We start from the raw sequence: 15,395 nt of genomic DNA, 5'->3' as shown, positions 1-15,395 counted from the left end.
GAGAATATTTTATTTTTTTAATTTATATATTCTCACGAAAGGATTTTCTATTACCGGTTCGAATAAATTCTTGTCATAATTTCCTAAAAAGAACATCTGAACATATGTAGAGTTAAAAATATTTTTATCTACTATCAGAAGTTTATTTAAAGGTTTATACCATACGATATAAATATTAGAATCAGGATTAAAGCTTTGTTTTAAAAGCCTGAATTTACCTGTTTTGTCATAGGTACTTATGTAAAACGTATTAATCGGAGCCATTTTATTGCCTATATGAAGCATGCCTCTCATATCCATCCACATACCGTTTGCAAACTGGACTCCTTTATTATTGCCGCCTAAAACACTTGAAGGAATAATAAACGGCTGTTTCACTTTCCCGGTATTTAAATCAATATAGCTGAACACTGCAATGGTAGGATAGATATCCGCCATTCTAAACGGCAGATAAAAATAAATATCCCTTGTTTTTTTTGGCAGTTTGAAATTAGGATTATTTAAAGCGTTTAAGAAATCATTAACGTCTTTATACCCGTATTTTTTCATCATATCAGGCAGGAAGCCTTTTGTTTTTAACTTTTTGCCAAGTTCTTTTGCCACTTCTATTTTATCTGTATATTCTACATCAAGTCTTGCAATATTGGCTGCAGCCACCTGATTTCTCGTAAGAGCAAAGCTTACAGGGAAATTCACTTCCCCGCTGTGTTTTCCTCCGTCAATAAGAGTTTTGGTTCCCGCATAATATCTGATAGGATATCCGTAATCCCACCATGTTACCGTATAATCCTCCCTTGAAGCTATTTTTGAAAGTTTATCTAACGCGGCAACTTCCTGTTTTAAAAACGTAGTAGGAGTTTTATATACCAGTACATGGCTGATATTTGCATACAACGATCCTAGCAAAAACAATGCAACAACAATATATTTAGATACTTTTGCTATTTTATCGTTAATAAACAGTTTTGAAATATATTCAGCTGTTAAAAGAGCCAAATAAGCAAATCCGAGAGCAAAAAACGGTACCGCGTAAATTGTAAAACGAAGACCGAGTTTGTGAGCCAACAAACCTATAAGCACAGAAGGAACCGAAATCGCCATTACCGGATATCTGATAATCATAAGCAGATACCCTATGCCTGAAAGTATAAACAGCGGCCAACTGCCGCTTACCCTGTGGGCAACTACAGTATATGATATATGAGACGCTTCTCTTATGGTTTTAGCAACATTATAAAAATGCAATCCGCCTAAATCTTTATTCGACCTGTTAAAATAAGCCAAAAATTTCCCGATAAGAAGGTCAAAAGTACCGCTAAATGCAAGTAATATAACTCCAAATATAAATAAAAACCATATATTTTTTTTAGTAAAAAAAACTTCTTTTTTTAACACAGCAATATACAAAACAATAAATATAAGTAAGTTTATATAATAAGGAAATTTTGAAAGAGTTATCATTACTATTGTTAAAAACAAAAATGACTGTTTTTCTCTTTTGAAAAAATACGCATATACAAAGGCAAAAGCCACAATAGCAAGCAATACAGTCCTACAGCCTGGATACCAGCCTTCATAAAAAACAATAATAAGAGGAACTATCCACATCATTTTTTTATTGTCATTAACAAAAAACTCAACCAGCCCCCAAAATACAAACACAAGCAAAGGTATTACGAGCATATCCGTATCATAATACCCTATCATAGAACGGTTATAATAACTCCATACTATTCCGCCGATCATTGTAGCTACAAATCCCAATATATCGTTTTTAAGACTTCTGCCTATCAAAAACAGCGGAATCACCACCAGTGAACCAAAAACAGCCGGAAGCCAAAGAATAACCTGATCAAGTGTCAAAAACGGGAAAATTTTCACAAATAACGCCGTAATAATACTCGGCAGTGAATGATAAGGGTTAAGATCGCCAATGATATGCGAATGATTTAAAAATTCCTTAGCACCTGCCGCATAAGAATAGCCATCAACATTATTAATCATTAACGTTCCATGCCATAAAAATTCTTTTATATGACTTGCCCAGTTATAATAATAAAGTCTTACAACAATTGAAAAAATATAAGCCGTCAATATCATAAAAAATGCTATTTTATTTGAAAATCTAATTTCCTGAATATTTATATATTCATTCATTATAGCCCTTTGTTTAAATATTTGTTATTATAGCACTAATTTATATATCTAAAGGATACGATTGATAATTTTAGGAAATAAATACAAGTTTAATAAAATTGAATTAAACAAGATTGAAAAAAAATACAATCCTAAACATATTTCATTAGAAAACAAATCAACTGAACAGATTATTAATGAGTTATCAAATTTATATAAAAATAAAAAATATAAATTAATAGTATTAAATACGCAAACAAATGTATCTGATAAACTAGTAAAACATCTTACTGCTTTAGAACTAAAAGGGATTAAGTTTTTAACAATTGAACATTTTCTTGAACAATATTTAAGTAAAGTATATATTTCTAAAGACGGAAGCAATATTGATTTTTTAGAAAAGATTAAACCTTATACAAAAATTCAATATTTAATAAAAAGAATCTTGGACTTTATAATTGCTATTCCATTAGGAGTATTATCTATTCCTTTAATGTTGTATTCTTTTTATAGAATAAAAAAAGAATCTCCTGAAGGACCTGTAATATTTAAACAAAAAAGGGTAGGAGCAAACGGAAAAGAATTCGTATGTTATAAATTTAGGAGCATGGTACCTGATGCAGAAAAAGGTAAACCAAAGTTTGCAAGCAAAAACGATCCAAGAGTATTCAAATGGGGGGCTTTTATGCGAAAAACACGCATTGACGAACTTCCCCAGCTTTGGAATGTAATTAAAGGCGATATGCATATAGTAGGACCTAGACCCGAGAGAAAATACTGGATTAATATATTTGAAAAAAATATTCCTTATTACAACCTAAGGCATATAGTTAAACCCGGTATTACGGGATGGGCCCAGGTATGCTACCCGTACGGAGCAAACGAGGAAGACGCTTATCAGAAACTGCTTTACGACCTCTACTATATCAAAAACTGGTCATTTCTTCTTGAAATGAAAACTATTTTTAAAACAATCTTGGTAATGTTCGGTAAAAAAGGTATTTAAATATAATCAATTAAATCTTTTTTGTTTTTAACTCTAAACGGAGGATTGACATAATTAATTATAAAATCAGTATTCTTCTTTAAAAACCTACCCCTGAATTTAATAAAAGATTTTTTGTTATATAAAAAAGCCACATGCATCTGAAAAGCATCAAATGAAACGTTATATAAAACGTCTTGCTGTGATAGTAGATAAAAAATATCTTTTACGGTCGTTTTACCTCTCAAATCAATATCAACGAAATCATATACATTTTTATCTTTTAATTTATCATTTTTACTACCCGTATGAATAATTTTTGCCCCAGTTTCAGATTTCAATTCTAATATTTTTTTATTCAAATCATTTAATTTTTTTTGATTTATTCTGAAAAACCCCGAATCCACATAATTGTTAAACAAAATATATTTACTGTTTTTATCCAGTTTAATACTGCTCTCAAACGTTTCCAAAACGGTCGGTTTGTCATTTATTTCTTCGGTATCAATATTTAAAATATAAAATATTTTTTTGGTGATATCCAAGCATATCGGCTCTTTTATATATGGATAAGAAGTATCTATAAAAATGACATTATGTCTTTTTAATTTATCTTTAAATTTATCGTAAAATTCGGCTTTTGTTATTATTAAATCATATTTTTCAAATGATTCTTTGTTTTCTATATAATAGTTTTCAACATAAAACTCCATCAGTTTTACCGGCGACACAGCCACTTCAAATCCGTGTTTTTTAAGCTCCCTCATAGCAGGTTCAAAGAAAAAATAGTCCCCTAAGTGCATAAACTCGTAATCCGGAAAATAAAAGAGTATTTTTTCCTTTTTATTGTCGACTTTTGAATAATATAAATTGTCAAAAACTCTGTATTTCTTTATTTCACGTTTTAAAAAATATTTATTAATATATTTTTTTATCAAACTTACAGTTTTCATATTTCAAGTCCGTAGTGGTTTTTTATGATAAATTTAATTTTTTCATATACTTTTTCGGATTTAATCTCTTTCATACATATATTGTCCTTACAGGTGTATGCCCTGCCTTTAATTCCTTCATAAGGATTATAACACGGTGCACACTGTGCCTCAGAAGCAATAAAATACTGTTTTTGTCCAATAGGATTTGCGGCTTCAGGCTGGGTCGGACCGAATATACCTAAAGTAGGAACATCCTGAGAAGCTGCCAAAAACATTAAAGAGCTGTCATTGCCGAAATACAAAAGAGAGTTTTTAATAATCAAAGCCGTTTCGTCAAAAGACATTTTGTTAATTAAATTTATTGCATTTTGCGAGGTTATCTTTTTACCTATCCGTACGTCAACCTCCCCGGCACCCACCAGCACCACAGGCAAAGAGAGTTTTTCAATAACCTCGTTAAAATACTCTGGCAACCATCTTCTATTTTTCATTTCCGAGTGCTGATTAACGCCGCCTCCCGGATTACATACGATATATCTGTCCGGAAGGTTGTGTTTAATATCCGTATTTTCAGGGTAAAATTCAAGTTTTTCCGGTTTGCTTATTTGAGAATCAAACTTTTTTATAAGATTATATTCCTGAACAGTCCTGTTTATTCCCTGATATTCATACCGTATGGAATCCGTATATAAAAAAGAAACCCTGTTGTCAAACCCGTAAACTTTTTTTCCTATCATACGGGCAAACAGTCCCAATACATTGCTTCTGTGAAAACAAAACACCGCATCGTAACGTCTGGTAAACACAAGTTTTATAAGCTGTATAAACAGTTTAAATTTATTTTTCGTATCAAGTTCGGTTACACAATCAATAAAAGGGTTGTTTTTCGTTATAATCCTGCAGTTTTCATCGACAAGGTGATCCACTGTATATCCCCGCTTATTAAGCAGAGAAAAAAAAGGTGTACTCGCCAGCACATCCCCCAGACTTGCGAGTTTGATTATGAGTATTTTTTTCAAATTACACACCTTTTATGCACTGTATACTTTTTTTAAAATTTTTCAGTCTTTTCGCCAGAGAAATAATTACGGTAATTATAAGTCCCAATGAATTGTTTATATATTTTTTATGAAATTTTATTTTATTTTTCAGATACAGACAATCTACAAATTCGGAATGTTTTTTAGTCGAGCTTCCCTCTTTATGATATACCGGGTTGTATAATGCAGTCCCAAGTTTAAAACCATTCCTTTTGGCGTTAAAACAATAATCAACATCTTCATAATACAAAAAATAATCCTCCGGCAGCAAACCCGCCTTTTCTATAACATTTCTGTGAATCAACATTGACGCTCCGACTACATAATCAATAGTTTTAACCTCATCTTTACGGATTATATGCCTGCCGGTTCCTAAAAACCTATTTATTTTTCCTCCATAAGCCTGGATTTTATCAGGTTCGTTGTAATACTTTAATACGCTTCCGCTTATTCCTGTTTTATTTTGATTCGCATAATTAACCAGATTTTTAAGAGTGTTTTTTTCAATGACGGTATCGTTATTCAACAGCCATATATATTCAAAATCATTTTTAGCAAGAGCGTATTTAATACCGACATTGTTACCCGCAGAAAATCCTCTATTTTCCCCAGCATGAATAAAAACAATATGGTTTTTTAACTTCCTTTCTTTTTCTCTATCTCCTCCCTCTAAGGCTTCTTTTTTATTATACAATACATAATCTAACGGCTTTTCTCTTAATGGAAACGATAAACATTTTAATGGATTACTGTCAGGCAACCATAAATCTAATTTACCCTCTGCCCATTTTATTAAATATTCCATTGAATCGTCGGGAGAATCATTATCCACCACTATTATCTGATAATTCTTATAATCACTTTTCAATACACTTTCCAAACACTCTATGGTATCCTGCCAACCGTTATAATTTAATATTACTATATATACCTTACTACTCATCTAAAATTTTCTCCCATTTTTTACTTAAATTTCCTTTAGTAAAATATCTTGCCCTACTAATAGCGTTATCTCTAATTTTAGAAAAATCTATTGATAAACTACTTATCAAATCTTTTAAATTATTCAAATACTCATCTTCTTTAAAAATAAAACCATTTTCTTTATGTCTTATAATTTCCTTTGGACCAACATGATCTGTTGTAATAGGAATTACACCACATGCCATAGCTTCAATAATAACCATTCCAAATAATTCTTCCCAAAAATCCTGCTTTTTAGAATTTAACAACAAAAAAGTCACTCGATTATAATATTTAGCCAATTCTCTTTTATTTAAAAATCCTAGATATTTAATATTTGTATATGTTCTTGCATATCGTTCAACTAATTTCAACAAGTTTCCATTCCCTGCTACTATAAATTCAAACTGTTTATGTTTTGCAAAAAATTCTAATAATTCTTCTATTCCTTTTTCTTTCTCTAACCTACCAACAAAAATAAATTTTCTATTTATATCCCTTTCTTTATATTTAAAAATATTCTCATCATACGAATGATATACAACTTCTAATTTATTCTTCTTAATATCATAATTTTTTAATAAACTTTCTTTAGTAACCTTACTTACACAAAAAACATATTCTACTTCATTTTCTAAAAATTTTTTCCACACACTTTTAACATATAAATTCACAAACAACTTTTTAGGATAAAAAGAACCATCCCAATCAACCCAAGAAGTATGATAATAAACTTTATGTTTTCTTAAAATTTGTTTTAAAAACAATAATCTATAATCATAAGGAGCAATTCCTAATACAATTTTTTTATTTGATGAAAAAAATAAATTTAATAAAAATTTTAAATTATAAAGCTGTTTTTTTATTAAAGAAAAATCTCTTTTTAATAATCCTTTTAAAAAATTTTTAACTATACTAAATTCATAATATTTTACTTGAATGTTAAATTTTTTACATAAATATTCTAAAGCTTGATAATGATTTGTATCGCCATATTCATGAAGAATATAAACTTTATTTATCATATAATCCTTCTTTTATAGCTTGTTTAATGATTTTATATCTCTTGTTATTTTTCTTATTTCTATATAATATTAAAATATATTTAAATATCAAATAATTTAATTTATATATAAAATAATTTTTGTTTAAATTTTTCTCAAAAATTAATCTGTTTTTAATAGAATAATATACTCGTTCATCTTCACTTTTATTAAGCAAAGAATACATAAAAGAAGTTTTTTTACCTCTTAAACCTAATGATATATCAATATCTTTTATTATACTTTCTAATACTAGATATATTGACCCGTTTTTTTTTGTGATTCTATAACTCCACTCGTAATCATCAGCATAAACAAAAAATTCTTCTTTTGGATACCCTATCTTATCTAATAATTTTTTATGAAGAAACATACCTCCATATGGAGCAACTGCAACTTTTCCAATTTTAACATTATACTTTTCCTTAAACATAGGTAATCCCATTTTTCTTCTAATAACTCTCATAATTTTTTTAGGTAAATCAAATATATGGAATCCCAAAAAACTGTTTTTTCTACCTAAAACCAAATTCGGATTATTTGTCACTACAGCTTCTTTATATTGAATTCTATCAGGTCTATAAGATAATAAAGTAATTTTTTCTTCTTTATTCCTTTCATCTATATTATTCCAATATTCTTTTAAAATTTTTAAACTATTTCTCTGCGGTTCATTATCATCATCTAAAAGCCATATAAACTCACATTCTTTACATTTATATGCTTCTTCAAGTCCTCTTTTATATCCGCTAGCTGAACCTGTGTTTTCATCCAAATATATAACTTTTATTTTTTCTTTCTTTTCTTCTTCAAATTCTTTTAACTGCTTTTTACTGTTTTCTGCCGATGCATTATCCACTACTATTACTTTATCTACCCCTTCTTTAAAACATGCGGTTATGACTTGTCTAAGTAGATGAAATCTATCTCCGTAAGTTACAATTACATTACATATTTTCATTTATCAACACACCTTATTCTAAATATATTTATTAAATTAAAAAATTTATTCAATTTTGATTTATTCTTATCAAAAAAATTAAATAAATATATATGATAAATAAAGCTTAACAATATCTGGTTTTTTATACGATAATTATAGTACTTTTCACTCAAAATTAACTTTTCTTTCTCATTAGTATCTAATTGTAAATTAGACAAAATAATGTTTATTAATTTTATTAGATTTTTAAATAATTCACATTTATTCTTTTTAATAGTAAAAAATTTTATTACTTTTTCTAAATTTAATTTGTTTATACCTGCACCAATCTGATTATTTGAATGCTGCCTATATTTAATTAAAGGTTTATCTAAATACTTGATACTATTTAAATAATATGCATTTATTCCCAACCATTTATCATGTATGTATAAATCTTCTGGAAAAGGCAATGCAAAATTTCTTAATTTTCGACTAAACATACATGTGCATCCTGTAACACATCCGTTTAAAACTAAATCTACAATGGATTCGGGATAAATCATTTTATTAGAACTTCTACTAAAACTTTTACTTATAATAATTCCTTTTTCATCAATTAAATAAGCATCTGTATGAATTAAATCGAAATTATTTATTTCATCTAATAATATTTCTATTTTATCTTCCATCCATATATCATCTTGATCACTTAATGCGATATATTCACCTTTACATAAAAAAATGGCTTTCTCAAAGTTTTTTACAAACCCTAAATTTTTTTTATTTCTATATAATTTTATTCTTTTATCTTTTTTAGAATAATCTTCCAATATTTTAAACGTATCGTCAGTTGAATTATCATCACAAATAATTATTTCTAAATTTCGATATGTTTGATTTAATATTGAATCTAACTGCTCCTTAACATACTTTTCGCCATTGTAAGTTGCCATTGCTATTGAAACTAATTTATTTTTCATACAATATTTTCCTTTTAACAATACTAAATAATAAAATAGTAACTATAGTTTCAATTATTATTACAGATATAGCAGCACCTATTCCTTGAAAAAAATATATACAAAATATTATAATTAATATCCCTATAATAGAAGACAATAAATAAATTTTGGTTAAATATTTTTCTAATTTAAAAATTATTATATAATCCATCGATAAGATCCGAGCAATAGAAATTATCAATGGTAAGAAAGAAAGTATTTTTAAAATTATTATTGATTGAACAACATATTGTCCACTTATTATATATATAATTTTATCTGCCAAAATAAACAAACAACTAGAAATTAATAACATAACAATGAATGTTATTTTTAAAAATTTATTCAAAATACAAATAGTTTTTTCTTTAGATTTTTTTAATAAAGAACTAATATAAGGAAATATTACAGTTTGAATTGGCGAAAATAAGGAAATCACAATTTTTGTAATCTTATCAGCAATAGAATAATATCCTACAATTAAATTATTAGTAAAAAACCCTAATATAACTGGTACAGAATTTGTATATGCTAATGTAAATATTCCTGATATAAATACATGCCACCCATCTATTAAATAATTTTTGACAGTTCTTATATTTTGAATTTTAAATCTTATATTGAATTCTTTTTTAATCAACAATAAAGCAATTATACCAGCACTTATAAATCCCAAAGAATTAACCAAAGGGACTTTCCAATAATCACTGCTTTTATGAACAAAAATAAATATTGCGATTGTAAATATTACTTTTGCTAAAATATTAAGAAAAGTAATATATTTCATTCTTTCCATTCCCTGAAAAAGCCATTGAGGAAATAAAACTTGTCCAATAACAACACCAAAAGTTAATAAAAATATTGCATAATGAGTTCTAAATTTTTCGATACTAAAAACTAAAATTAAAAGCAAAATAAAAGATATAAACATCAAAAAAAATTTTATTGTCATTACACTACTAAATATTTCGTTTAATTTTTTTTTGTTATCTTTATAAATACTTACTTCTCTTGTAGCCGTCAGATTAAAACCATAATCAGATAATATATTAAAATAAACAATTGTTGCATTAGCAAACGCTAAAAGCCCAAATTTTTCTACTCCTAATACTCTAACAAGATATGGAAAAGTAATTAGTGGTAAAATATAATTTGCTCCTTGTAATATTAACAATGAAAAAAAATTACCTAATAGTCTCTTTTTTTCTTCTGTATTAAAAACTTTTTTTATCATTTAACTATAAACCAGGGATTTAAAAGATCCCACTTATTGTAAATTAATGGTATGTTATTTTCAAAATTATAGCTCATTTTCCCTGCTTTTCTCACAATTGCATCAGCAGCTGCTGTATCCCACTCCATTGTTGGAGCAAGTCTTGGATATATATCGGCTGTACCTTCGGCTACCATACATAATTTTAAACTGCTTCCTTTGCTTATAAATTTTTTTTCTTTATCAATGTTTATGTTATCAATAAAATTTTTTGTTTCTTCATTTAAATGAGATTTACTTGCGACTATTACAAATTTATTTTTTTCTTTTATTAAAGGAAGTTTTTTTATATTTTTTAATTTGAATTCATTTATACTTAAACTCGCTTTATAGGAATTTTTATTATCAGTAAAATAAATTTCTTCAAGTGCAGGTGCATATACAATACCAAACACAGGTATATTTTCTTTAATTAAAGCAATATTAACTGTAAACTCTCCATTTTTTTTTATAAATTCTTTAGTTCCGTCAAGAGGATCAATTAGCCAAAAAAAAGACCAATTTTTTCTTTCTTCATATGAAATACTTTTCCCTTCTTCACTTAATATGGGCAAATCATATTTTTTTAATCCTTCAATTATTATATTATGTGCTGCTTTATCCGCCTCTGTAATAGGAGACGCATCATCTTTAAATTCTATTTGAAAATCTTTATTATAAATTCTCATAACCTCCTGACCAGCTTTACATGCCGTTTTTAAAATATCATCAATTTTAAATTTTAAATTACTTGTTTTAAACAGTTTATCATACATTTATATAGCCTTTTTCTTTCATATATTTTATGATAGTATCAGCAGCTTCTTTTGGATTCATTTCAGTAGTTTTTATATGAATTTCAGGATTAATAGGTCTCTCATACGGACTGTCAATACCGGTAAAATTTTTAATTTCACCCTTCTTAGCTTTTCTATAAAGACCTTTTGGATCTCTTTTTGCACATTCTTCAAAAGGAGTATCAATATATATTTCTATAAAATCGCCTATTATTTCTCTTGCATGCTTTCTATCTTCAATAAAAGGAGAAATAAAAGCGGTTAAGGTAATTATTCCGGCATCTACAAAAAGTTTGGCAACTTCACTAATTCTTCTTATATTTTCTTTTCTGTCTGCTTCACTAAATCCTAAATCACTATTAAGTCCATGCCTTATATTATCACCGTCAAGCAGATATGTATGATAATATTTTTGATTTAATATATACTCAACTTCATTGGCTATTGTACTTTTACCGCTACCGCTAAGTCCTGTAAACCAAAGTACAACACCTTTTTGTTCTTTTATTTTTTCCCTGTCATTTCTATTTACTTTATGCGGATGCCAAACAATATTTTCACTCATTTTTATCCTTATTTTATATAGTGCTTTTTAACATATTTTACTATAATCTCAGCCGCTTCATCAGGTGAGGTTTTCTCGGTATCAATTACAATTTCGGCATGTTCAGGTTCTTCATACACATCACTGATACCGGTAAAATTCTGAAGTTTGCCTTTTAGTGCCTTTTCATATACGCCTTTATAGTCTCTTTTTTTACACGTTTCTATATCGGCTTTTACATAAACCACAATATTGTTTTTTACCATCTGACGTATCATTTTCCTGGCTTCCCTGTAAGGGGAGACAAAACTACAGACTGTTGAAATTGAGTTTTTCTGAAGAGTCTGGATAAGATGGCCTATTCTTTTGATATGGCGTATTCTGTCTTCCCTTGAATATCCTATACCGGGAATAAGTTCCCTTATATCTTTACTATCAATTCTCTCCAAAGGAATATCAAGTTTTTGCAGTTTTTCATATACTTTATCGGCAATGGTGGTTTTACCCGACAGAGGCAGCCCAGTAAACCATAAGTTAAACGGTTCTATTCTTTTTTTACCCCATCTGACTTTCTGCCAGACCTTTTCATGCCCCCAGTACAAACCTATCTTGGCAACTGTTTCAAGTAGCCCTGTTGCCACGGCAAGTTCAAGATTTCCAAAAAAAACATAGACTATTGTCATTGTGGTTCCGGTTGCTACAATCCTCCAAGTTACACCTTTAAAGATTGAGCGGATATTTGTTTCTTTATACATATCTCATCCTTTGGATGAGATTAGGTATTAGGTAAAAGGTTTTAGGTTTAAGATGACACTTAATACCTAAAACCCAACACCCATTGCCCAAAACCCAATATTTTTTAACCATTTTTATTCCTGTAATTTATTAATGCCTTTATCATCTTTGAAATTTCTTCTAATTCGTTAACGATTAAATTATTCTCTTTTAAAGTTATATATCCTATTTCATATGCAATAATTACCTGAGTAATCAATTCAGCTACAGATCCATTAGCAATATATAAAAATCTAATTGCCTCTTTATTTGTAAATCTTTCATCTCCCTCAGCAATATTACTTGATATCGAAACTGCACTTCTTCTCATTTGATCTTTTAATCCAAAATCTTTTTTAAAATTGATATCTTCTGTTATTTGATATATTTTAACGGCTATATCTTTAGATCTTTTCCAAACATTTAATTTCCTAAAATCCCCCATTTCCATCCTTTATATTATTATACCAACACCTATCACCTAATACCCTGTACCTCTTACCTTGCACCTATATTTCACTAATATCTTTACACCCCCATTCAGGAAAATGCTCTCTTATAAATTTATTAAGTGCTATTTCACTTTCTGTATAGATTCTTTTTTTAGCTGTTTTCGTAGATTCACCCACAATCATTCCGGCCGCCACTGTATTGTTTGTAATTTTATCTATTAATATAAAAGCCCCTGTATTTTTATTGTCCTCATAAAAATCAAACGCAATTCTTTCAGTCAAATCTATCTGTACTCTGGCTATGTCATTGAGTTCCAATGTTTTTGCCTCAAGTTTTTCCCATGTATTTACGTCTTTTTTAAACAAAATTTTACTGATAACGGCATTCGTTTCTTTGGTATAAAGTTTAATGTAATATTCCCTGTTTTTATACGGTTCTTCATCCATCCATACAATAAAAGCTTCAAAAGAGTCGTTAAACCTGGGTTCAATTTCATTTTCTTTTACGATTAAATCACCTCTGCTTATATCTATTTCATCATTGAGTGTTAAAGTCACCGCCATTGGAGCAAAAGCGGAATCAGTCGATAGACTACAGTCATCAGACGATAGTAATCTTTCATTCCATTTACCGTTATCAATTATTTCTTTAACGGTAGATGTTTTTTGAGAAGGATAAACTTTTATTTTATTGCCCACATTGATTTCACCACTGCCAACAGTACCGCAGAAACCTCTGAAGTCAAGATTCGGCCTGTTTACATATTGAATGGGATATCTAAATGATTTGAATTCACTTTTTTGAATTTCAACATTGTCAAGATATTTAAGAAGAGGCAACCCTTTATACCAGTTCATATTTTTCGAAATATCAACTACATTGTCGCCTTTAAGGGCGCTTATCGGTATAAAATCTATTTTTGCCTGATATTTTTTATATGGAAGCGACTCTCTGAGTTTGGCAAACATTTTATTGTAATCGTTAACTATTTTTTCAAATACTTCTTCACTGTAACCCACAAGGTCCATTTTGTTTATAGCAACTACTATGTTTCTGATTCCGAGAAGAGTCACTAAAAACGAATGTCTTCTTGTCTGGGTCAGAACCCCTTTTCTTGCATCGATTAAGATTACCGCCAAATCAGCAGTTGATGCGCCTGTAACCATGTTTCTTGTATATTGTTCATGTCCCGGTGTGTCGGCAATAATATACTTTCTTTTCTCGGTGGCAAAAAACCTGTATGCAACGTCGATTGTAATGCCCTGTTCCCTTTCACTTTGAAGTCCGTCTATTAAAAGGGCAAAGTCGATTTCTTCGTTTTTAACAGTTCCGTACTTCTTAGTTTCATTTTTTACAGCCGCAAGCTGATCCTCAAATATCATTTTACTGTCGTAAAGAAGCCTCCCTATTAATGTTGATTTCCCGTCATCCACGCTGCCACATGTAATGAATCTCAGCATCTCTTTATTTTCATGCTGTTTTAGATAATTTTCTATATTATTTTTTATTTCAGTCATTTAACATCCTTACTCCATTTTTCTCTTTATATCATATCTATGATCTATTAAATTTTGTATATTTGTTTATAGTCTATCTACTAAAAATACCCCTCAATTTTTTTCTTTTCCATACTGCCTTCCTGATCTTTATCTATAAGTCTTCCCTGTCTTTCACTTGTTTTGCTAAGAAGCATCTCTTCAATTATTTTTGGAAGTGTATCGGCGTCAGAGTTAATAGCTCCTGTTAAAGGATAACATCCGAGTGTTCTAAATCTTACTTTTTCCATTTTAGCTTTTTTTCGAAGTTCTTCCGGCATTCTGTCATCATCAACCATAATTTTTGCCCCCTCATATTCTACTACCGGTCTTTCTTTTGCAAAGTATAACGGTACAATAGGAATGTTTTCCAAATAAATATATTGCCATATATCAAGCTCCGTCCAATTGCTTATAGGAAACACCCTGACACTTTCACCTTTATGGATATGTGTGTTATATAAGTTCCAAAGCTCCGGTCTTTGTGCTTTAGGGTCCCATCTATGATTTTTATCCCTAAAACTGAATATTCTCTCTTTTGCACGTGATTTTTCCTCATCTCTTCTCGCCCCGCCTATTACAGCATCGTATCCTCCTGCGTTAAGAGCCTGTTTTAGTGCCTGTGTTTTCATAATATCGGTATGAACTTTACTTCCGTGTATAAAAGGATTGATATTCATCTCTATCCCTTCGGAATTAGTATGAACCACTAAATCAAGTCCTAATTCTTTTGCCCTTTTATCTCTAAATTCTATCATCTCTCTAAACTTCCAAAGAGTATCCACATGTAAAAATTTAAAAGGAGGTTTTGCGGGATAAAACGCCTTCATAGCCAGGTGAAGCATAACTGAACTGTCTTTTCCGATACTATACATCATTACGGGATTGCTAAAATTAGCAGCTACTTCCCTTAAAATATATATACTTTCCGCTTCTAACTGTTTTAGGTGTGTCAGTCTCTTTTTGTTAATCATTGTTTTTCCTCAAATTTAAATTTTAACGTAATTTTACC

At 29.2% G+C, this 15,395-nt stretch carries 15 protein-coding genes; 1 reads left to right on the top strand and 14 read right to left on the bottom strand.

Features of this window, described 5'->3' with window-relative positions; all coding sequences use genetic code 11:
* Window positions 1–9: 9 nt before the first annotated feature.
* Complete coding sequence (locus ACZ5EP_RS08670) at window positions 10–2,157, bottom strand: STT3 domain-containing protein (RefSeq protein WP_464508807.1); 2,148 nt, start codon at window positions 2,155–2,157, stop codon at window positions 10–12.
* A gap of 61 nt (window positions 2,158–2,218) precedes the next feature.
* Between ACZ5EP_RS08670 and ACZ5EP_RS08665 the strand changes: the two genes are divergently transcribed.
* Window positions 2,219–3,142, top strand: a complete 924-nt coding sequence (locus ACZ5EP_RS08665) for an exopolysaccharide biosynthesis polyprenyl glycosylphosphotransferase (RefSeq protein WP_464508806.1) — start codon at window positions 2,219–2,221, stop codon at window positions 3,140–3,142.
* Here the strand turns inward: ACZ5EP_RS08665 and ACZ5EP_RS08660 are convergent.
* The 13 genes from ACZ5EP_RS08660 to cysD form a co-directional block, all read right to left on the bottom strand.
* The gene (locus tag ACZ5EP_RS08660) at window positions 3,139–4,074 is read right to left on the bottom strand and encodes a hypothetical protein (RefSeq protein WP_464508805.1); all 936 of its coding nucleotides are present in this window, start codon (window positions 4,072–4,074) and stop codon (window positions 3,139–3,141) included. The two genes, ACZ5EP_RS08665 and ACZ5EP_RS08660, sit on opposite strands and share 4 nt — an antisense overlap.
* On the bottom strand, window positions 4,071–5,075 hold the full coding sequence (locus tag ACZ5EP_RS08655; RefSeq protein ID WP_464508804.1) for a glycosyltransferase family 9 protein: 1,005 nt from the start codon (window positions 5,073–5,075) through the stop codon (window positions 4,071–4,073). Before ACZ5EP_RS08655 ends, ACZ5EP_RS08660 begins: the two co-directional genes overlap by 4 nt.
* Before the next feature lies 1 nt (window position 5,076).
* Window positions 5,077–6,039, bottom strand: a complete 963-nt coding sequence (locus ACZ5EP_RS08650; protein ID WP_464508803.1) for a glycosyltransferase family 2 protein — start codon at window positions 6,037–6,039, stop codon at window positions 5,077–5,079.
* Window positions 6,032–7,084, bottom strand: a complete 1,053-nt coding sequence (locus ACZ5EP_RS08645; RefSeq protein WP_464508801.1) for a glycosyltransferase family 4 protein — start codon at window positions 7,082–7,084, stop codon at window positions 6,032–6,034. The genes ACZ5EP_RS08650 and ACZ5EP_RS08645 overlap by 8 nt, the downstream gene beginning before the upstream one ends.
* Window positions 7,074–8,063, bottom strand: coding sequence for a glycosyltransferase (locus ACZ5EP_RS08640; protein ID WP_464508800.1), 990 nt, complete (start codon window positions 8,061–8,063; stop codon window positions 7,074–7,076). The genes ACZ5EP_RS08645 and ACZ5EP_RS08640 overlap by 11 nt, the downstream gene beginning before the upstream one ends.
* The gene (locus tag ACZ5EP_RS08635; protein WP_464508799.1) at window positions 8,060–9,007 is read right to left on the bottom strand and encodes a glycosyltransferase family 2 protein; all 948 of its coding nucleotides are present in this window, start codon (window positions 9,005–9,007) and stop codon (window positions 8,060–8,062) included. Before ACZ5EP_RS08635 ends, ACZ5EP_RS08640 begins: the two co-directional genes overlap by 4 nt.
* On the bottom strand, window positions 8,997–10,262 hold the full coding sequence (locus tag ACZ5EP_RS08630) for a flippase (protein ID WP_464508798.1): 1,266 nt from the start codon (window positions 10,260–10,262) through the stop codon (window positions 8,997–8,999). The genes ACZ5EP_RS08635 and ACZ5EP_RS08630 overlap by 11 nt, the downstream gene beginning before the upstream one ends.
* Window positions 10,259–10,969 (bottom strand): 3'(2'),5'-bisphosphate nucleotidase CysQ, encoded by a 711-nt coding sequence (cysQ, locus tag ACZ5EP_RS08625; protein WP_464508797.1) that lies wholly within the window; start codon window positions 10,967–10,969, stop codon window positions 10,259–10,261. Before cysQ ends, ACZ5EP_RS08630 begins: the two co-directional genes overlap by 4 nt.
* 79 nt (window positions 10,970–11,048) lie before the next feature.
* On the bottom strand, window positions 11,049–11,642 hold the full coding sequence (cysC, locus tag ACZ5EP_RS08620) for an adenylyl-sulfate kinase (protein ID WP_464508796.1): 594 nt from the start codon (window positions 11,640–11,642) through the stop codon (window positions 11,049–11,051).
* 8 nt (window positions 11,643–11,650) lie between these two features.
* On the bottom strand, window positions 11,651–12,376 hold the full coding sequence (gene cysC, locus ACZ5EP_RS08615) for an adenylyl-sulfate kinase (protein WP_464508795.1): 726 nt from the start codon (window positions 12,374–12,376) through the stop codon (window positions 11,651–11,653).
* A 104-nt stretch (window positions 12,377–12,480) separates the two neighbouring features.
* Entirely contained in the window at window positions 12,481–12,840 is a 360-nt protein-coding gene (locus ACZ5EP_RS08610) for a four helix bundle protein (RefSeq protein ID WP_464508794.1), read from the bottom strand.
* Window positions 12,841–12,904: 64 nt separating this feature from the next.
* Complete coding sequence (cysN, locus tag ACZ5EP_RS08605) at window positions 12,905–14,365, bottom strand: sulfate adenylyltransferase subunit CysN (protein ID WP_464508793.1); 1,461 nt, start codon at window positions 14,363–14,365, stop codon at window positions 12,905–12,907.
* 80 nt (window positions 14,366–14,445) lie between these two features.
* Window positions 14,446–15,357, bottom strand: coding sequence for a sulfate adenylyltransferase subunit CysD (cysD, locus tag ACZ5EP_RS08600; protein ID WP_464508792.1), 912 nt, complete (start codon window positions 15,355–15,357; stop codon window positions 14,446–14,448).
* Window positions 15,358–15,395 lie beyond the last annotated feature (38 nt).

The organism is Nautilia abyssi, assembly GCF_055388085.1.
The sequence above is the reverse complement of the archived record's forward strand: the minus strand, read 5'-3'. Positions and strand labels throughout refer to the sequence as shown.